The sequence below is a fragment of the Bacillus sp. AK128 genome (assembly GCF_053903075.1).
On record NZ_CP096379.1, the window covers coordinates 3,353,895 to 3,373,872 of the forward strand.

Annotated in this window: 15 protein-coding genes; 4 read left to right on the forward strand and 11 right to left on the reverse strand. The window is 36.5% G+C overall.

Annotated elements, in window-relative coordinates:
- Positions 1-88 precede the first annotated feature (88 nt).
- A complete protein-coding gene (locus M1D60_RS16825) occupies positions 89-928 on the reverse strand; it encodes a TetR/AcrR family transcriptional regulator (protein ID WP_456275991.1) in 840 nt (279 codons plus the stop codon).
- A gap of 95 nt (positions 929-1,023) precedes the next feature.
- Here M1D60_RS16825 and M1D60_RS16830 point away from each other — a divergent pair, with 95 nt between their 5' ends.
- Positions 1,024-4,113 carry an efflux RND transporter permease subunit gene (locus M1D60_RS16830; RefSeq protein WP_456275992.1) on the forward strand — a complete coding sequence of 1,030 codons (3,090 nt, stop codon included), beginning with the start codon at positions 1,024-1,026 and terminating at the stop codon, positions 4,111-4,113.
- A 21-nt stretch (positions 4,114-4,134) separates the two neighbouring features.
- Here the strand turns inward: M1D60_RS16830 and M1D60_RS16835 are convergent, their stop codons facing one another.
- The 3 genes from M1D60_RS16835 to M1D60_RS16845 form a co-directional block, all read right to left on the reverse strand.
- Positions 4,135-4,989, reverse strand: coding sequence for a hypothetical protein (locus tag M1D60_RS16835; RefSeq protein ID WP_456275993.1), 855 nt, complete (start codon positions 4,987-4,989; stop codon positions 4,135-4,137).
- Positions 4,990-5,887: 898 nt separating this feature from the next.
- On the reverse strand, positions 5,888-6,490 hold the full coding sequence (locus M1D60_RS16840; RefSeq protein ID WP_456275994.1) for a YczE/YyaS/YitT family protein: 603 nt from the start codon (positions 6,488-6,490) through the stop codon (positions 5,888-5,890).
- A gap of 413 nt (positions 6,491-6,903) precedes the next feature.
- Positions 6,904-8,364: an IS1182 family transposase gene (locus tag M1D60_RS16845; protein WP_456275424.1), complete on the reverse strand. Its 1,461-nt coding sequence runs from the start codon at positions 8,362-8,364 to the stop codon at positions 6,904-6,906.
- 256 nt (positions 8,365-8,620) lie between these two features.
- Here M1D60_RS16845 and M1D60_RS16850 point away from each other — a divergent pair, with 256 nt between their 5' ends.
- Together M1D60_RS16850 and M1D60_RS16855 are read left to right on the forward strand one after the other, a co-directional pair.
- Positions 8,621-9,154 (forward strand): DinB family protein, encoded by a 534-nt coding sequence (locus M1D60_RS16850; RefSeq protein WP_456275995.1) that lies wholly within the window; start codon positions 8,621-8,623, stop codon positions 9,152-9,154.
- Between the two features lie 132 nt (positions 9,155-9,286).
- Entirely contained in the window at positions 9,287-9,781 is a 495-nt protein-coding gene (locus tag M1D60_RS16855; RefSeq protein WP_456275996.1) for a L,D-transpeptidase family protein, read from the forward strand.
- Positions 9,782-10,131: 350 nt separating this feature from the next.
- Here M1D60_RS16855 and M1D60_RS16860 read toward each other — a convergent pair whose 3' ends face one another.
- Positions 10,132-10,803: a response regulator gene (locus tag M1D60_RS16860; RefSeq protein WP_456275997.1), complete on the reverse strand. Its 672-nt coding sequence runs from the start codon at positions 10,801-10,803 to the stop codon at positions 10,132-10,134.
- A 3-nt stretch (positions 10,804-10,806) separates the two neighbouring features.
- Positions 10,807-11,976, reverse strand: a complete 1,170-nt coding sequence (locus tag M1D60_RS16865) for a sensor histidine kinase (RefSeq protein WP_456275998.1) — start codon at positions 11,974-11,976, stop codon at positions 10,807-10,809.
- A 385-nt stretch (positions 11,977-12,361) separates the two neighbouring features.
- Between M1D60_RS16865 and M1D60_RS16870 the strand changes: the two genes are divergently transcribed.
- Complete coding sequence (locus M1D60_RS16870; protein WP_456275999.1) at positions 12,362-13,162, forward strand: CPBP family intramembrane glutamic endopeptidase; 801 nt, start codon at positions 12,362-12,364, stop codon at positions 13,160-13,162.
- Positions 13,163-13,310: 148 nt separating this feature from the next.
- Here M1D60_RS16870 and M1D60_RS16875 read toward each other — a convergent pair whose 3' ends face one another.
- The 5 genes from M1D60_RS16875 to M1D60_RS16895 all read right to left on the reverse strand — a co-directional run bounded on the left by M1D60_RS16875 (position 13,311) and on the right by M1D60_RS16895 (position 19,973).
- Entirely contained in the window at positions 13,311-14,366 is a 1,056-nt protein-coding gene (locus M1D60_RS16875) for a lactonase family protein (protein ID WP_456276000.1), read from the reverse strand.
- A 208-nt stretch (positions 14,367-14,574) separates the two neighbouring features.
- Positions 14,575-15,750, reverse strand: a complete 1,176-nt coding sequence (locus M1D60_RS16880; protein WP_456276001.1) for a sugar ABC transporter permease — start codon at positions 15,748-15,750, stop codon at positions 14,575-14,577.
- Positions 15,751-15,761: 11 nt separating this feature from the next.
- Entirely contained in the window at positions 15,762-17,282 is a 1,521-nt protein-coding gene (locus M1D60_RS16885; protein WP_456276002.1) for an ATP-binding cassette domain-containing protein, read from the reverse strand.
- An 85-nt stretch (positions 17,283-17,367) separates the two neighbouring features.
- Positions 17,368-18,462 (reverse strand): sugar ABC transporter substrate-binding protein, encoded by a 1,095-nt coding sequence (locus M1D60_RS16890; RefSeq protein WP_456276003.1) that lies wholly within the window; start codon positions 18,460-18,462, stop codon positions 17,368-17,370.
- 419 nt (positions 18,463-18,881) lie between these two features.
- Positions 18,882-19,973: a sugar ABC transporter substrate-binding protein gene (locus M1D60_RS16895; RefSeq protein ID WP_456276004.1), complete on the reverse strand. Its 1,092-nt coding sequence runs from the start codon at positions 19,971-19,973 to the stop codon at positions 18,882-18,884.
- Positions 19,974-19,978 lie beyond the last annotated feature (5 nt).

Consider the following 19,978-nt stretch of genomic DNA (forward strand, 5'->3'; position numbering starts at 1 on the left):
AACGATTACGACTAATAAGAACATTTAAAGAACAATCAACAAAATCAATTAGTTAGACTCTATCCTGAAACATTGTTGTGTTTAACCCCTATTTAAATTCAAAATAATTGCGCAGTAAATAGGAAATCCATTTACAATGAGGGTGATTCCGAATATTTTCTAATAATCCCTTTATGATTGCTCTATTCAAGATAGATTTTTCATCAAAATGGTCCTTCAAAAGGATGAGCGATTCTTTTTCTACAGAATGATCTTCTATTTCTGCAATGACTTTTTCTAAATGCTGATGAATTTGTTCTTTCGTTATCTCTTCTTGTACTGGCCTCTTAACTATTATGACTGAATCTTCCGTAACAAAAGGAATTTTTACTCCGCCAGCAATCAGATTAGTCTTTTCTACCAATGAGTTTGACAGTAGCTCTAAATCCACAGGATAGTTATAAAAAAGAAAAAGCTCATGATACATCCTAGTAAAACCTTTGATACAAAACAATAAATCATATTTTGTATGTGTAATTTTATCCCCATATATCTCTTCAATGATCGTTAAAATATATTTTTCTGATAAATGATCATAGTATTGCATCTTCCCCAATAGTTCCTCACTAAATGAGTATGTTTTCTCTTTTAACAAAATGTTCACAAAGTCTGAATGTTTGAGGAAGGATTCAAACGTAACATAATAGTACTTATATAATGGGTCTTTATAACTCTCTAAATTTCTGACCACATAGTCAATATCAGATATGAACTGGGACATAAAATGGTCAATCAAGGCTAATACCAACTCATTCTTTGATTTAAAAGATAGATAAAAGGCACCTTTAGAGATGTTACAATGTTCTGTAATTTGCTGAACCGAAGTGGCTTCAATCCCCTGTTTCGAGAAGAGTTCGAGGGCATTTTCCATAATTAGTTGTTTTTTCATTTAATATTCTCCTAATATAATTCATTGACAATTGACCGATTAGTCATTAGTATATGTAATTGAGCTAACTAAGTCAAATAGAGGTAGGTGTCATAGTGAAAGGTTTAGTAAATTTCGTCTTAAAAAACAAACTCGCAGTTTGGTTACTAACGATTATTATTACTGTTTCAGGTATTTATTCTGGTACAAGGATGAATATGGAGACAATCCCGAACATCTCAATACCATATTTAATGGTAATGGATGTATATCCTGGGGCGACCCCAGAGCAAGTAATGGAAGATGTATCAATTCCATTGGAAAAAGCAATTGAGGGTCTTGAAGATGTAAAGGCAGTCTACTCAAACTCTTATTCTAACATTTCCAGCATTCAAGTGGAATACGAGTATGGTGCAGACATGGACGAGGCCAAACGTTCATTAGAATCTGCTCTGGATTCTGTAACTTTACCAGAGGAAGCACAAGAACCTAGCATTACAGCAATTAGTCTAAACATGATGCCGGTTGTGGCTTTAAGTATAAGTAGTGAATCTGAGAACATCGTTCAACTAACAAATACAGTTGAAGATCTCATTCTTCCTGAAATAGAAAAAGTTGACGGTGTCGCATCTGCCACTATTACAGGTCAACATATTGAAGAAGTTGAGCTTACTTATGATGAAGCTAAAATGGCTGAGTTTGGTTTAACTGAAGATAAAGTAAAGGAAATGATTCAAGCAAGTGACCTTGCTGTTTCATTAGGTTTATACGAATTTGAAGAAGGCGAACAAGCCGTCTCAGTTGACGGGAAATTCATGACCGCTGATGAACTAAAGGAAATGCTTATTCCTGTTACTCCTACTGAAGCAAGCCCTTCTCCTTTTGTAAAGCTTAGCGAGATCGCAACGATTGAAGTGGTTGGTAAAGTACAATCAGTCTCTCGTACAAACGGACAGGATGCCATTGCGATTCAAATTGTGAAAGGTCAACAAGACAATACGGTTACTGTTGTAAATGCCGTTAAAGATTTAGTTGATGATTTTGAAGGTGAAATAGACGGGCTAGTTATTGATGTTTCACTTGATCAAGGAGAGCCAATTGAAAAATCCGTACACACGATGATTGAAAAAGCATTATTTGGTGGTTTAATCGCTGTATTAATCATTTTGTTATTCTTACGTGATTTTAAATCAACAATCATCTCAATTGTTTCTATCCCAGTTTCAATTTTTATGGCATTACTTTTACTGAACTGGATGGAAATCACCCTTAATATTATGACATTAGGTGCGATAACGGTTGCGATTGGTCGTGTCATCGATGACTCGATTGTTGTAGTCGAAAATATTTATCGTCGACTGCATTTAAAACAAGAAAAATTAACAGGTCGGGCGTTAATTCGTGAAGCAACCATTGAAATGTTCAAACCAATCTTATCTTCGACTCTAGTTACAGTCGCAGTATTCGCGCCACTTATCTTTGTTGGTGGTATGGTTGGAGAGCTATTTATGCCATTTGCCTTAACGATGACATTTGCTCTTGGCGCTTCATTAATTGTTGCAGTTACAATTGTACCTGCTCTATCGCATTTCTTATTTAAAAAGAAATTATATAGTGAAAAGACAGAAAGCAGCCACAAAGAGACAGGTAAATTATCTGAATGGTACAAAGGAGTTCTTCGCTGGACTTTAAACCATAAGATCATTACGTCTTTAATATCAATTGCTCTTCTTGTAGGAAGCTTAGCATTAACTCCGTTAATCGGTTTTAGCTTCTTGGGTAGTGAAGAAGATAAGGTTATGTATTTAACTTACACTCCTACAGCCGGAGAGGTAAAGGAAGATACTTTAGCTAATGTTGAAGTTGTAGAACAAGAAATGCTTAAACGAGATGATATTGATATCGTTCAAGTATCAATAACAGAAGAAGGCGATACACAATCAGCCATGATGGGTGGAGGAGCAGGTGGCGGTGCATTAATGTACTTAATCTTTGATCCTGATATGGAAAACTTCTCTGAAGTAAGAACTGAAATAGAAGAGTACGTATTTAACATTGGTCAAACTGGCGAATGGCAGAGTCAAAACTTTGCAGCTGGTGGTGCAATGGCCAGCAGTGAAGTAAGCTACACATTCTATGGTGAAGATTTAGATCAATTAAATGAAGCAGTTAAAATGGTCGAAGATGTAATGAATGAAAACGAAGGATTGAAAGACGTCTCTTCAAGTATTGAAGATGCTTATGTGGAATATACCTTCAAAGTAGATCAGGGTGAACTATTACAATATGGCTTAACAACTGGTCAAATTGTAATGATGTTAATGCCTGACCGTACAGAAGAAATGTTAACCACCATTGAAAAAGATGGTGAAACATTAGAAGTCATCGTTCAGCATGAGGAAGCTCAACAACCTGAATCAATCGATGATATCTTAGAAAAACAAATACCAACAGCACTTGGAACGACGCTTCCACTTTCTGACTTAATTACAGTAGAAGAAGGAACAACCTTAAACACACTTGCTCGAAGCAAAGGTGAATACCACGCTAGTGTGTCAGGAACAATCATTGAAGATGATATTTCAAAGACAACATCTGAAATAGACAGTGAGCTTAATGAATTAGATTTACCTCAAGGTGTGACTATGGAGGTAGCCGGGGTTGCTGCTGATATGAATGAAACATTTACACAGCTTGGTCTGGCAATGCTTGCAGCAATTGCGATCGTGTACTTTATCCTTGTTGTAACATTCGGTGAGGGTCTAGCACCATTCGCTATCCTATTCTCATTACCGTTCGCCGTTATTGGTTCATTTGTTGGATTGTTAATCGCCGGTGAAACGATTTCTGTATCCGTAATGATGGGGCTATTAATGTTAATTGGTATTGTCGTCACAAACGCCATTGTACTAGTTGACCGGATTATTCATATGGAACGCGAAGGTATGAATATACGTGAAGCAATTTTAGAAGCTGGTGCTACTCGTTTACGTCCAATTCTGATGACAGCCATTGCGACAATTGGAGCATTAATTCCATTAGCAGTTGGCTCAGGTGGGGGCGGTTTAATTTCTAAAGGTCTTGGTATTTCCGTAATTGGAGGTTTAACAAGTTCAACATTACTAACGTTAATCATCGTACCAATTGTATATGAAGTATTATCAAAACTATTTAAGAAAAACCGTAAAGAGATTCAAGAAAATTAATAAAGAGCCTCACAGGTGAATTTAACCTAGTGAGGCTTTTTCATTTGTAAACTGAACACGATTAATGAGGTTTTTAAAATACTCTCCGAACCTTAACAACCCTAAATGAATGAGAATAAGAGCATATTTAGAATGGGGGGTTGAAGGTTTGATGATTCTGTATTTATATAAAATTTGATCTAATACATGAACAATAAAAATGCTAATCCACTTATGCTCTTTCCTGAAGAATAGAGTACTGATCGTACCAATTATACCTGTGATTAAGGCATAAATCGGAACTATAATAAAATGCTCCCAATACTTATCCCTTAATACGCCAATTCGAAAGCGATATTGTTTAAAAAATACTAAAGCAAAATATAACACATTAGCATAATTCACCCAGTAAAAAAAGAAGATTGAAATAGCTATTATTTTCTTGTTACCTTTCTGGATCTTTTCCCACCATATTTTCACGATATAAAAATAGACAGGCATTGTTGTAATCGTTAAAAATGTTTTCCATGATTTATTTTCAAAAATCCCCCATCTAATAAAAATTCGTTCTATTATTCCATATATAAGTGCAACAGTAATCCGCCCCTTCCAACCTATGTTAAATAAGGTTATAAGAGTCGATTTGATGGGAATAAATAATGATTGTGATAACAATGCTCCGAACACGGCATCAAACCATTTATTTTTAAAAATTTTAGGACAGTAAACATACATTTTAAATATATTTAATACGAAATACTCAAATACATAGGCAATTCCAATACTAATATACAAAACCCCTATAGTTTTGGTTGGACCTTTCCTCCTAAAGCAAATTATTAAGAGTACCGCATGAATAATAGCCAAGACGATAAAGGGAATACTCTTATTCTTCATCCTGTATTTCCTCTCTTAAACCCAATAATTTGTATACACCTCTATTTTTTACTAGAAGTCGATAATTATTAAAAAAATTGTTATTTGGTATTGATGACGGACACTTCGATTCGTATCTCCATAACAGATGTCCTTCATGGCTTTGATGACGGACACTTCGATTCGTATCTCCATAACAGATGTCCTTCATGGCTTTGATGACGGACACTTCGCTTCCTATCTCCATAACAAATGGCCTTCATGGCTCTGATGAAGGACACTTCGCTTCTTATCTCCGTAACAAATGGCCTTCATGGCTTTGATGAAGGACACTTCGCTTCGTATCTTCATAGCAAATGGCCTTCATGGCTTTGATGAAGGACACTTCGCTTCCTATCTCCGTAACAAATGACCTTCATGGCTTTGATGAAGGACACTTCGCTTCCTATCTCCATAACAAATGGCCTTCATGGCTTTGATGAAGGACACTTCGCTTCGTAACTCCATAACAAATGGCCTTCATGACTTTGATGAAGGACACTTCGCTTCCTATCTTCATAGCAAATGGCCTTCATGGCTCTTATGAAGGACACTTCGCTTCCTATCTCCGTAACAAATGACCTTCATGGCTTTGATGAAGGACACTTCGCTTCCTATCTCCATAACAAATGGCCTTCATGGCTTTGATGAAGGACACTTCGCTTCCTATCTCCATAACAAATGGCCTTCATGGCTCTTATGAAGGACACTTCGCTTCCTATCTCCGTAACAAATGGCCTTCATGGCTCTTATGAAGGACACTTCGCTTCCTATCTCCGTAACAAATGTCCTTCATGTTGCTGATGCCAGACATTTCTCCGTATACATCCGCAATTTAGAAAAATGAACAAGATTGAACCAATCAAACTTAATACAACCTTTAACTCCACTTCTCCTTTAATCGTTCCATGCGTGGAAAGAATAGCTGCACTAATGGGCCAACCGATAGAGCAATAATAATCGTGCCTACTCCGATGGGTCCACCGAAAATTAAAGCGAGTATTAGAGCAGTCAGCTCTCCTATTGTTTTGGCGACCATTAAATTAACGTTAAGCCGGTGCTGAATTGCAAGCATGAATTTATCTATAGGGATGATTGGAAATTTAGCTTGCAGATAAATAGAGATCCCAAGTGATAGCAAGATAAGACCTAGCGCCATTACCATAAGCTGATTGATAAAAGTGGTTGGCTCTAATTGATGTAAAATAAATAGTAACCAAAAATCAATTAATGCCCCCACAATCACAATGGTAAAGACAGCTAATACATCTGGCCTCTCCTTTAACAAGACAGCGTTGACGATTATAAGAATAAGACCTACAATAATAACCCAACTTCCAACAGTCAATCCAAAGGTTGTTGATAAGCCTACGTTTAGAGCATCCCAAGGTCCAGCGCCTAGATTAGATTGAATAGTAAATGCGACTCCTAGAGATAAAATAAGAAGTCCTATTAAATAGAAAGATATTCTCGTTACATTCATAATTCGTTACTCCTTTTTTAAATGTATTACATAGCATATCACTATCTAATAAAAAGTACATTTAACTCATATTTTTTACCTAAAATGAACATTTTGTTTAAGGTAAATTTTTCACATTATTTACATTTCTTATTGAAAATGTAAACGTTTTCATTTATACTAAAAGTAGGTCGGATGACATCAGTGGTCATCAAGATATTCAGCGTAGGTGGGGCTGATATCATTAAAAATTTCTAATTATAGCCTTACGAATAGTTTGTTTTACAAAAAGAGTAGGAATAGCTGGAGACTGCTGAAATTATCGGCAATCTAAAGTTACCGCAATGAAATTAAAAAGATTAGGGGATGATTTTAAACATTCCCTAATCTTTTTTCGTATTTTGTGTTTTGAAAGGCAAAATAAAGGGTTATTTCTAACCCTTTAACGTAATAATTCGTTTCATATTCACTACGAAGAGAGTGGTTGCACTTTGTATGTGCATACCTAAAAGACCATGGGATTGGCTTTTTTTAAAACCATGGCGATTCTTTAACTCTGCATTTTTAGCCTCAATCATATACCTGCTTTTTGCTAGCTCCTTGAACTCATCTGTTTCCTGAAAAAGTTGGTGTTCTTCATGAATTTTATCCTTCTTCAAAGTTACGGTATACGTTTTACTTGCAGCTCCTTCTGTATAACAGCCTTCTCTAAGTGGACAAACCTTACACTTTTCAATATCAAAGTAGTGTGTTTCTCGTAATACTGTTCCTTCAGTCGCATGTTTCTTCTTTCCATGTAAGGCTTTCTTAATCGCCATATGCCCAGCTGTACATACATATCGCCCGGCATCCTTATTGTATTGAAATTCTCCTGATGCCCTTTTGTTTCCCTCTGAAACAGTCTTGCTTAATTTCGATACTAACTTAATTTCTTTCTCTTTCGCATATTCAATCATATCCTTCTCAGAGTAAGCCCCATCGCCAATAAATACTTTTACCTCAATTCCGTTTTCAACAGCTTTCTCAATTAGCTCTTTTGCTTGCTTTCCGTCGTGCTGTTCCCCAGTTGTAACAATTGCCGATGTTACAATACGCTCTGGAACCATTGCGATGTGAGTTTTGTATCCAAAAAATGAAGAATCCGAACTCTTATGTCCTACTTTTGCATCTTTTTCCACCGTTGAATTCAGGTGTTCGATATCATCATTTACGATCTCTTCTAATAAGTTCGCTTTTAATTTCACGTCTTCTTTGATATATAATCTCTCATCTTTTTTAATGATCTCAATTAATTGATTACAATAATTGATATGATCTAGTAGTTCATTCGTACCAGGCTTAGTTGGCATCTTATCTTTATAGGTTTCGTCTTGTTTATAAACGCTCTTTCTAAGTTGTTTGGACTGTTCAATCAATATTTCAATGGGTGATTTAGAGTTAAACATACTGTCCGTATGGGTTGAATCCACAATAATCTGGTTAGATTTAATCAGACCTTCCTGTAAGGCAATCTCAACCGTCTTTTTAATTAGTAAATCTAATAATGAATCGTCTTGTAGACGCAGTTTTCTAAATTTCGTTAGGCTTGTAGGATGCACAATTTTATCTTCGGGTGCTACATCTAAAAAGTATTTAAATGACATATCAAATGTCGCTCTCTCAATTAAATCTCGATCAGACATGGGGTACATTACTTTAAGGAGTAATAATTTAAACATCATAATAGGACATTTAGCTGTAGCACCAAATGCCTCATTATACATATCTTTTAACTCGTCATAGATAAATTCAAAATCAACTAGGTTATTAAATTTCCTCAAGAAATGATCTTTCGGGATTAATATATCATAAAGTGCACTATATGAACTGAGCACTAATTCTTTTTTAGGTAGCATAGTTTCACCAATTTTCTAATGTATTCTTTCACTATGATACCATTTCCCCTCACCAACTGAATCAAATGTATACAAAAAAGGAAGAGTTTCCTCTTCCTTTCAACACAAGGGTATTAATGAGACTTTTTCAGCAGTCTCGAATAGCTGCTCTTTTTGTTATTTATAAAGGCTCTTTTCTTAAAGCTTTTGTTGCTTTTCATTACATTGAGTTTGGCTGTATATTAGTAAAATGATTAATTTAGATAGGAGTAGACTGATGAATTTTAAAATAAATGAGGCTATCGAAGTATTGGAGAGAACTCCCGAAACATTAGATTATTTTATATCCGGTTTATCCGAATCATGGCTTCAATGTAATGAAGGAAAAGATACCTGGAATATTATCCAGGTGCTGGATCACCTGATAGAAGCAGAGGTTCATAATTGGATTCCTCGTCTAGAAATGATTGTAAAAGAAGGCGAAAAGCCCTTCCCTCCATTCAATCGATTTTCGCATTTAGATGAAAACTCTAGAACATCGGTACATCAAAAATTAATTGAGTTTAAAAAGTTAAGGGACCAAAACTTAGATAGATTAAAGAAACTTATAAATCCAGACCAACATCTTGATCTAACAGGAATACATCCCGCATTTGGCGTAGTAAAAATACGAGAATTAATTTCAACTTGGGTGGTACATGATTTAACACATATTTCTCAAATTGTAAGGATCATGGCTAAAAGGTATGAGACGGATGTAGGACCTTGGAAAGAGTATCTTGGTATCCTGAACTCAGGAAGCCTGAATTGACTTATATATCTCACAGACTTCATAACACCTTCTGAACACAAGATTCAGGAGGTGTTTATCATTTTTTAGATAAACTTTTTTAGTTTTGCACATACAATAGATTAACTCATAAATTTACGGAGGTGGGACCGATTGATTCATATTGTGAAACCTGGTGAAATATTAGCTCAGATTTCAAAAGATTATCGTACTCCTCTTTCTTCTATTATCAACGCAAACCCTTCCATTAATCCTAACTTGATTTACCCTGGTCAAACTATTGTCATTCCTGGATTACCATCTCCTGAATCGATTCCATACCGCATTGATATATCCATTCAAAATCGCATTTTAAGATTATATAAAAACGGCCAACCCCAAAAGCAATACCCCATAGCTGTTGGACGGATGTTACATGAGACACCCACTGGTGATTTTATAATCATTAACAAAGCACCAAACCCTGGAGGTCCATTTGGCACAATGTGGATGAGCTTATCCAAGCAGCACTACGGAATCCATGGGACGAATAATCCAAGTTCAATTGGTAAAGCTGTATCAAGTGGGTGCATCAGAATGTACAATAAAGATGTTGAAGAATTAGCAAGCATTGTTCCAATAGGTACAAGGGTAACCATACATCAGTAATCATTTTATTGATGTAAATTCATGTAATCCAAGCATATAGGATATAAACCGGGTTTATGACTGTCTAATTCTTCAAAATTAGGCTACTTGGTTTCATTTAACGCTTTAAGGAAACTAAAGTGGACATTGTAATTACGTTTATCAACGAAACTGCTAGGTTTATCAACGATTTTAAGTCATTTATCAACGATATTTAAATTTTATCAACGAACTATCAACACTTATCAACGAAACCATCAGTTTTATCACGAAATTCCGTTTTTTTACAGTTTAAAACATAAAAAAAGAGCAAGCTATCAGATAATATGATAATTGCCCTTAAAATATATGCATCTAGCAGTAGTTTACCCTCACAAATCTACCTCAAGCAATCTCTCCTCCTGAGTTTTCAAGATTGCTTGAATTCGATCGGTAACTCCTAGTTTAGAGTAGATAGACGATATATAGTTTTTCACAGTACCTTCTGATAGATAGAGCTTACTTGCAATCTGACGGTTATCACTGCCAGCTACTATAAGGCGTAATACTTCCATTTCCCTATTGGTCATACCGTAACGAGGTTTGATCTCTATTGCATTTTGGACTGGTGCATTAGAAGATAAATCTCCGGTCCATTCGGCTACCATCATTTTTGCAATTTCTTGTGGAATAAGCGTTCCGCCTTTGTATACAAGCCTAATACTAGATGCTAAGTCTTCTGGTTGCATTGCTTTTAGTAAATATCCTTCTGCACCTGCTTTCATTGCTTCCCGGACATAGTTCATCTCATGAAAGGTTGTGAGCATAACCACTTTAATAGTCGGCCACTGTTCTTTAATCTGCTTTGTTGCTTCGATTCCATTCACTTCTGGCATATGAATATCCATTAATACAATATGAGGCTGAAACTGTTTACATAAATCAATAGCCTCAGCTCCATTAGCAGCCATTCCAACCACTTCGATATCTGATTCGCTCTGTAAGACAATTCGTAAACTACCTCTTATTAGATCCTGATCATCTGCTAGTACCACCTTAATCATTGATTAACCCACCTTTCTGTTCTTAATGGGTAACTGACATGATACAGTTGTACCCTTTTGACTAGATTCCACGAGCAGCTCACCTTGGTATGATTCAAGTCTTTCTTTCATCACGGATAGACCAAACCCGTAATGAACCTCTTCCATACCAGCACCATTATCTTTTACCGTCAATTTAATTTCATCAGGTTGAACTAAAAGTGAAATGTGTATCCTCGATGCTCCACCATGACGTTTTGCATTGGTTAATGATTCCTGTAAACAACGTACAAGAGTTAGTGTATGCGGTAAGGCTACAGCTCCATCCTCTCCTCTAGCTTCAAAATCAATAATCGTTCCGGTATGGATGGAAAACTCATTAGCAATTCTTCTAAGCTGAATAATAAGAGATTCTTTGTCATGAGTGGGAACAATATGATGGATCTGATTTCTTACTTCTTCAAGTCCGTTTCTACTTACGTTGCGAAGTTGATTTATGCTTTCTTTTGCTTCATCAGGTGCGGTTGTCATAAGATAAGAAACTGCATCCAGTCCCATGATCACAGAAGTTAGAGTATGCCCCACTGTATCATGTAATTCTCTGGCCATTCGATTTCTCTCCTCCAGAAGCGTAAGGGTTTCCACTTGTTCTGCATACTGTTCTAACACTTCCCGCTGCCTTTCATTTTCATCCAGAAGTTCTTTCATTTTCTTCTGAGTGTCTATGATTTTCCAAGCACCACACCCAAGCGCAAAGAAGAAAAACCCTTCAATAATGGATAAATTATACGATGCATCTGGAAGAACGATTGTCATGACAACAGCCGGGACAATAGCAAACCAAATCCACAGAATAACTCGAAGCCTCGTTGTATGAATCACTGCAGCTGCACACATTGCGGGTATTGCTAGAAATGAAGAGTAATTGCCTATTACATAGGAGCTATACAAAAGAAAGAGGCCACTTATAATAAGTTCAGTCACCGGGTATAACCAAACTAGCTTTCGTTGTCCCTTCCACCAGACTAACTGGGGGATCACAACTGCGATTAGTCCGCTAATCAACAAAAGGTATAAGGTAAGGTCATGTTTGTTATATACGTAAGCAAATAAAAATAAATGAGCAACAAGCCAAATGAACCTTGTGTAAAACAAAGCTCGATAACCCCAATGACTTCCCAGTGGTAAATCCATCTTTTTTCACTCCGTTTCGACTATTTTAATAACTTCATTATACAGATAAAAAATGGAAGAGTTGTAGTTTTTTAGTAAGGCTGTTTTCGTATAGAATGTTGTTCCTTGTAAAAATCCCAGAAGCCGGATTTTTACCCTAGTATAAGGATGTTTCTTTACATGAAGAGAATCGCTCTTTTCTAATTTTTACCCAATTGGTACCAAAAACTAAGTGAACATCCAATCTATGAGTTAAAAAGCTACAAAGTTTTAGAAAAGAGCCTTTAGTAATAACTCAGTCATATATGACTACATCAGAAAAGTCCTTACTCCAGGCACTTGGATGTATGACCAATTATTTTAGATAATGAGGATGTGATTAAGACAACTAAAGGAGATTGATAATATGAACGTTTTAAACCGAATCCAAACTTTCTTAAAGGAACACCCTTTTTTATTCGCTATCTTCACTTTAATTATGAGCCGAATAGCAGGTATGGCTACTATTGAATTAGTTCAGCTATTCCAACCAGATTTAACCATACAGGATGATCTTGGTTGGTTACTTATGATGGTGTATGCAGGTGTAGTAGTAAGCTTAGTCTATTGGACGGATTCTGCTAAAGAAATTGGTTTAGTGAAGCCTCAATCAATAAAGGAATGGTTGACGATAGTTCCATTACTTCTTTTACCATTATTAATTCTTTTAGAAAATGGTGTATCCTCATGGGGATTCTCTACCAATCTAGTTCTCATCATTGCTGCTATTGGTGTCGCTGTGAATGAGGAAGTGTTATATAGAGGAATCTTACTGCGTGGATTTATGAAATGGGGGCCATGGGTTGCTATTTTTGTACCTAGTGCTTTATTCGCACTTTCACATTCTACTAATATTTTTGTGGGTGGAGATCCTACTTTTGCTATTTTTCAAACTCTCTGGACATTCGCTGCTGGTGTACTATTATCTGCAATGAGATTACGTAATAAAAGTCTTTATCCAGTCATCATCATCCATTTACTATTAGATGCTGTTGAATATTTTTCTACTGGTGAATATGGTGTCCATTCAGATTCCATCCCACTTCAAACATTAACTCTATTTGCAATTATAACAGTTTCTCTTGCTATCTATGCGGTTATTCTCTTTTATAGAGGTCAGAAAAAGGCAGTAGGAAATCCTAACATGAGTGTAGAGAAAACATTATAAACGAAAATACTACTATTAAGGACCATGCATATGCTTGGTTCTTTTCAAATTTACAATAAGGGCCCATAAATAAGTGCTGCAACAAAGTTAAAAAACAAAAAAGATGATTCTGCAAAATCACAGAATCACCTTCATAATGAGTAAGTTATTATTTTTTTAGGAACTTCACACAAACAGGGTAAGGTACAGCCAAACTTGAGTTAGTGAACTTCAATCTCCCCGTATCTTCATCCCGCTTATATAATACGAGGTTACCTGTTTCCTGGTTAGCAACAACTAAATATTTCTCAGAAGGATCTAGCATAAAATCTCTAGGCCAATCTCCTTCAGTTGAAGTAAGTTCAACAAGTGTTAGTTCGCCGGATTCCTGACTTACTTTTAAGACAGCAATACTATTATGACCACGATTTGATACATACACAAATTGACCATCAGAAGAAACGTGAATGGCAGCCCCTTGATTATTATCAGTGAAACTGCTTGGTATAGTTGAAATCGATTGAAGCTCTGTAAACTGACCAGTTCCTTGATTATAAGAAAGGACAATTACCTCAGAACTAAGCTCTGTCATCACATAGGCATATTTACCATTAGGGTGGAATTCAATATGTCTAGGACCACTTCCAGGTTTCACAGATAAACTCTGAACTTCAACAAGGGACTCGTTTTTTATTTCATATGTAAGAATTTTATCAATTCCCAGATCAACAACTACGACATACTTTTCATCTGGAGTAAAACCAGAATAATGGGTATGGGGTTTTTCCTGCCTCTCTTGATTTGGACCCGTTCCCTCAAGTTGAATGGTAGATACTAAAGAAAGAATGTTTCCGTTCTTGGAATCTGCTGTGTATAAATCAACCGTTCCCTTATGATAGTTTGCGGTAACAATAAAGTTATTCGCTTTATTTACACTAATATGGCAAGGTGAAGCGCCTGCCCCTAATTGACTATTTAAAAATTGGAGGTCACCTGATTGTTGATTAATTGAGTAAGATGCTGCTCCACCTTGGTCTCCTTCTTTTTTTACAGCAAACAAATAGTTATTGTCTTCACTGATTGTGACGTAGGTTGGATTTTCAAGCTCTGCTACTAATGTAGGCTCCGATAGTGTTACAGCCTCTGTATCCAGAACAAAAGAGTAAATCCCTTTACTCTCACCTTTTGTGTAAGTTCCTATGTAACCTTTGACCTTATGATCCATCGTATTCACCTTGTCTCCTTTGTCGTACATATTTAAGAAAAACTAGCTATATCATAGACCATGTGCCATCTATTATCAAACAATAGCTATAATTTAATGAAAAGAGAGATCTCTTATAAGTAATACAGTTTTTGAATCAATAGTAATAAAAATAGCTAGGAAATACATCCTAGCTATTTTTGTTACTTATTCTTATTGGAATTGGTCTTTAAGCTCGTTGTCTCCGTGTCATTACGTCGAATATAACTGCTAACGCAAGTACACCACCACGAATCATGTATTGGGGGGCTATCCCTACACCCATTAAATTCATTCCGTTCGTTAAGGTTGCCATTACAACAGCACCAATAACTGCTCCCGTTACTCTTCCAACACCACCTGCGGCTGATACACCACCAACGAAGGCTGCTGCAATCGCATCAAGTTCGAACAGTGTTCCTGCTGTTGTTGTTGCAGATTGTAATCGTGCTGTGAATAAGATACCAGATAAAGCTGAAAGCATCCCCATTGAACCGAACACAAGAAGCGTGATTTTACTTACATTAATACCAGTAAGATGGGCTGCTTCTGGGTTGCTCCCAACTGCATAGATATGACGTCCAATCACTGTTTTCGTCGTAATGAAGTGATAGACAATGACAACAAGTAGAACAATCATCACAGTCCAAGAGAATCCATTATATCCAGCTAATAGCCATGTAATATAAGCCATAATTCCTGAAACAAACACTAACTGTAATACAAAAATCGGCTTTGAAACCACATCGAATTCGTATTTTATCTTTTTTTGACGACTTGAAATAGAACTATAGATATATAATAAAATTCCAATTAATCCAACAAGTAGTGTGAGTAAGTGGAGGCCACCTACTTCTGCTATAGATGGAATATAACCATTTCCAATCGCATTAAACGCATCATTATCTACAATAATGGTTCCAGTTTTTTCAGTTGCCATCAAAATTGCACCACGATAAATCAACCAACCTGCTAATGTGGCAACAAAGGCTGGAATTCCTACTTTTGCTACAAGTAAACCTGTAATACCACCAGCACACATACCTAGTATAAGAATAATCGGTATAACAATATAAACTGGTAGACCTACTTGCATTAAGAGAATAGCGGCAACCGCACCTAGGAAACCTGCTAAAAATCCAATCGATAAGTCAATATGTCGAATGACGATAACCAGCATAACCCCAACAGCAAGTACCGCAATATACCCTGCTGAATCTAGTAAATTACTAATGTTTCGAGAGGACATGAATAGTCCACCCGTCAGGATTTGGAATGAAATCATAATGACTATTAATGCGATGTACATTCCATAATCACGTATATTATGCTTTAATAAGCTCTTTAGTTCGTTAATATATTTCATCGTACTACCTCCTATTGCGTCGCAAGTTGCATTATATTTTCTTGATTGGCTTCTTCAGATGAAAGTTCACCTTTCATTTCACCCTCTGCCATTACATAAACGCGATCGCTCATACCAAGAACTTCACCAAGCTCTGATGAAATCATAATGATACTCATACCTTTATTTATTAGTTCATTCATAACTGAATAGATTTCAAATTTAGCACCAACATCAATCCCACGTGTTGGCTCATCTAAGATTAATAGTTTTGGGCCAACAAAGAGCCATTTCCCAAGCGAAACCTTCTGTTGATTTCCACCACTTAAATTTCCAACTAACTGTTGTAACGATGGTGTTTTGATTCCTAAAGAATCCTTGTAGCCCCGGGCAATAATGATCTCTTCGTTTTCATTGACTACTCCGTTGGAAGAAATGCCTTTTAAATTACCAATTGAAATATTGCTTTTTATATCCTGTAGTAAAAATAGGCCATTGCCTTTTCGGTCTTCTGTTACGTAAGCAATTCCTGCTTTAATGGCATCACTCGTATGCTTTAATTTAGTAGGTTGTCCTTCTAAAAATAAATCTCCTTGTAACTTGTAATTAGCTGAATTGCCAAAAATACTTAAAGCAAGCTCGGTACGTCCTGAACCCATTAGCCCTGCAATTCCAACGATTTCTCCCTTTTTCACATGAAGATTGACATTTTTAGCGACATTACGTCCTAGTTTTGGATCGTACGCCGTCCAATTCGATAATTCCAAAACCGTGTCCCCAAACTCTTTCTTCGGTCGTTTTGGATAAATATCTTCAATTTCACGCCCTACCATATTTTTAATAATGTTTGTTTCGGTAATTTCTCCTTTTGATCCATCTAACGTACAAATGGATTCCCCATCACGGATGACTGTTGCTTTATCTGCAACGGAAGTAACTTCCTTTAATTTGTGAGAAATCATGATAGAGGTGATTCCCTCTTTTTTCAATTCACGTAACAATTCAAGTAGGTTTTCACTATCATCTTCATTAAGAGCAGCAGTTGGTTCATCTAAAATAAGGAGCTTTACTTCTTTACTTAATGCTTTTGCAATTTCAACTAATTGCTGTTTTCCTACTCCTAAATCCTTAATTAAGGTTTCAGGATTAACTTTCAAGCCTACTTTTTGCAGCATTTTTTTCGCTTCAACGATCGCCTTATTCCAATCTAATACACCACTTTTTTGTATTTCATTACCTGCGAAGATATTTTCATAAACAGAGAGGTCAGGGAATAATGCTAGCTCTTGATAGATAATTGCAATTCCGACATCCACACTATCATTGATTTTATTAAACTGCTGAACTCCTCCATTAAAAATGATATCTCCCGAGTATGTCCCAGAGGGATAAACACCACTAAGTACCTTCATAAGTGTGGACTTCCCAGCACCATTTTCTCCTACTAAGAAGTGAATTTCTCCTCGTTCGACTTTGAAATTGACATTCGAAAGTGCCTTTACGCCTGTAAACTCTTTTGATATCTGGTTCATCTCTAAAATATAATCGCTCACTGTTATGCCTCCTTAACCAGACAACTAAGGGAAAAGTGCTAGATTGTCATCTAACACTAATCCCCCTTTTTATTCAATTTATCTATTATTCTAATCCTGTAAATTCACTAGCTTCATAGTACCCAGAGTCAACTAATTCTGCTTTTACGTTATCTTGGTTTACTACGATTACATCCGTTTGTTTTGCTGGTACATCAACTTCCCCGTTATTGTAGCTACCAGTAGTTTCTGGTGTATTACCATCTAAAATATCAACTGCCATACCCATAGCATCTTGTACTAATGTACGTACATCTTTGAATACTGTCATTGATTGCTTTCCGTCAATGATATATTGGATTGAAGCTAATTCAGCATCTTGACCTGAAACTAGGTAACTTGTAACTGCACTATCAGAACCGAATACATCAGCGATTGAACGAGCTGTTCCATCGTTTGGAGCTAGGATTGCTACATCACCTTTTAGATCTGCACCAGCAGCTGTAAGGTTTGTTTGTGCTTTATTTTTTGCTTCGTTTGGATCCCAGTTTGTTGTAACCTGACCTAGAATTTTCCCTAATTCATCACGAGTTAACGTTGACTTGTCTTTTAAAGCTTCTGCTTCAGAAGAGTTAGCAATTACGAATGTGCCATCAGCAATCTTAGGTTGAAGCACGCTCCATGCACCTTCGAAGAATAAGAATGCGTTATTGTCAGATGCTGCACCTGCATATAAGTAAAGTGGAACTCCACTACCTTCAGCATTGTCGATTAAGTATTGCCCTTGTGCTGCTCCTACTGCGATGCTGTCAAATGTTACATAGTAATCAACTGCATCTGTATCTGTAATTAAACGGTCATATGAGATAACTGTAACTCCATCTTTCTTTGCTGCTTCCACTGCAGAACCAGCAGCTGCCCCATCATGAGGAGCAATGATTAGAACGTCGATCCCTTTATTTAGTAATGTTTCAACATTTTCCTTTTCTTTAGCAGATGATCCTTGGCTAAATAAAATTTCAGTAGTATAGTCAGAATCTTCTAGAGCTGCTTTAAATCTTTCCTCATCTTGTACCCATCTTGGCTCATCTTTAGTTGGTAATACAATTCCAACACTTACTTCGCCTCCACCAGTACTACAACCAGAAATAATAAAAATAGACATCATTGCAACTAGAAAAATAGAAATCTTCTTTTTCATTCTATGAATCCCCTTTCAAAACTTGTTTTATTTGTCTCTAGACCAAATATATCATCGAGAATCAAAGATGATAACGCTTACTTATAGCACTATTTTGTTATTCATCTGTACTTTTTTAACATGATGAAAAATTTCTAGTACTAAAAGGCTGTTTTCGTATAGATTTGTTGCTTTGCGTAAAAATCCCAAAAGCCGGATTTTTACCTTACTATCAAGATTTTGCTATACATAAAGAAAGTTGCTCTTTTCTATTCATTATTCATTGCTTATAAAACTAAGTTGTAAATTCAAACTACATCTCACGAAAGAAACAAAGTTTTAGAAAAGAGCCTACTAGAAAGTATCCAAATAAAAAAGGAACTTAGCATTTTTGCTTCAAGTTCCTTTTGTTCAGTTACTATATTTTGCTATTAATTTATTCAGTCCTTTGAGTAACGGTATACATCTTCCCTCGAATGGAAGCCGTCTGCAATAATGGTTACTTCTATTGTTGATTGATCAATCGGGATTGGCATTAACAGAATCGAGGGCACTTCTATTCTTCCGTTATTTACTTGCCTAGTTTCTTTGACCGTTTCTCCTTTAGCAAGCTTTACAGCTATTTCTGCAGCTGTCTCCGCCAATATTTTTATCGGTTTATATACAGTCATCGCCTGGGTTCCCATCACGATGCGTTGTGCTGCAGCCAAGTCAGCATCTTGCCCTGCTACTGGAATCTTACCTGCAAGTCCGTATTCTTCAAGCACCTCAATTGCAGCACCCGCTGTTGAATCATTTGCTGCAATAACTGCATTAACTTCAAAATTATTTGCTTCTAAAGCAAGCTTCATGTTAGCTTTTGCATTCGATGGCAGCCAATCCTTTGTCCATTGATCAAATACAACTGTAATATCTCCATTATCTATTAGTGGCTGCAGCACCTTAAATACACCTTTTTTTAGTAAATGTGCATTATGGTCAGTTTCTGCGCCTCCAATATATACATACTTCCCTTTAGGGGCAATCTTTGTAATGGCTTGTGCTTGCAGTACACCTACCTGTTCATTGTCATAGGATACATACATATCTAATTCTGCATTTTTTACTAGCCGGTCATAAGATATAACCTTAATACCAGATTTGTGTGCTTTGTCAACAATTGCTGCAGTTGATTCCGCATTATGAGGGACAACGACAAGTAAATCAATACCTTGGCTGATCATTATCTCCGCTTGCCAAATTTGAAGAGCATCGTCACCATTAGATGCCATAAGCATTACTTCAGCGCCAAGGGCTTCTACCGACTCCTTAAAAAGAGCTTTATCCTTCACCCATCGCTCTTCTTCAAGCGTGTCCATAGCAAAACCAATTTTAATGATCTCTTTTGCCAATTTACTCTCCTCATGCTCATCTATGGCCGTGTTAGGTGGTGCCTCACTGACAGGATTCTCACTCTGTTCACAAGCAACAACAATCACTCCTGTTATGAACATAAGCATTCCTAGAATCATTAGGGGGAACATCCTTCTCATTTGTT

Bases quoted from the DNA above. Each gene is read 5' to 3' on its own strand.
- M1D60_RS16860 (WP_456275997.1), bottom strand. From the start codon at position 10,803: ATGATTAAGGTGGTACTAGCAGATGATCAGGATCTAATAAGAGGTAGT.
- M1D60_RS16835 (WP_456275993.1), bottom strand. From the start codon at position 4,989: ATGAAGAATAAGAGTATTCCCTTTATCGTCTTGGCTATTATTCATGCG.
- M1D60_RS16865 (WP_456275998.1), bottom strand. From the start codon at position 11,976: ATGGATTTACCACTGGGAAGTCATTGGGGTTATCGAGCTTTGTTTTAC.
- M1D60_RS16840 (WP_456275994.1), bottom strand. From the start codon at position 6,490: ATGAATGTAACGAGAATATCTTTCTATTTAATAGGACTTCTTATTTTA.
- M1D60_RS16890 (WP_456276003.1), bottom strand. From the start codon at position 18,462: ATGAAAAAGAAGATTTCTATTTTTCTAGTTGCAATGATGTCTATTTTT.
- M1D60_RS16880 (WP_456276001.1), bottom strand. From the start codon at position 15,750: ATGAAATATATTAACGAACTAAAGAGCTTATTAAAGCATAATATACGT.
- M1D60_RS16850 (WP_456275995.1), top strand. From the start codon at position 8,621: ATGAATTTTAAAATAAATGAGGCTATCGAAGTATTGGAGAGAACTCCC.
- M1D60_RS16825 (WP_456275991.1), bottom strand. From the start codon at position 928: ATGAAAAAACAACTAATTATGGAAAATGCCCTCGAACTCTTCTCGAAA.
- M1D60_RS16845 (WP_456275424.1), bottom strand. From the start codon at position 8,364: ATGCTACCTAAAAAAGAATTAGTGCTCAGTTCATATAGTGCACTTTAT.
- M1D60_RS16870 (WP_456275999.1), top strand. From the start codon at position 12,362: ATGAACGTTTTAAACCGAATCCAAACTTTCTTAAAGGAACACCCTTTT.
- M1D60_RS16875 (WP_456276000.1), bottom strand. From the start codon at position 14,366: ATGGATCATAAGGTCAAAGGTTACATAGGAACTTACACAAAAGGTGAG.
- M1D60_RS16895 (WP_456276004.1), bottom strand. From the start codon at position 19,973: ATGAGAAGGATGTTCCCCCTAATGATTCTAGGAATGCTTATGTTCATA.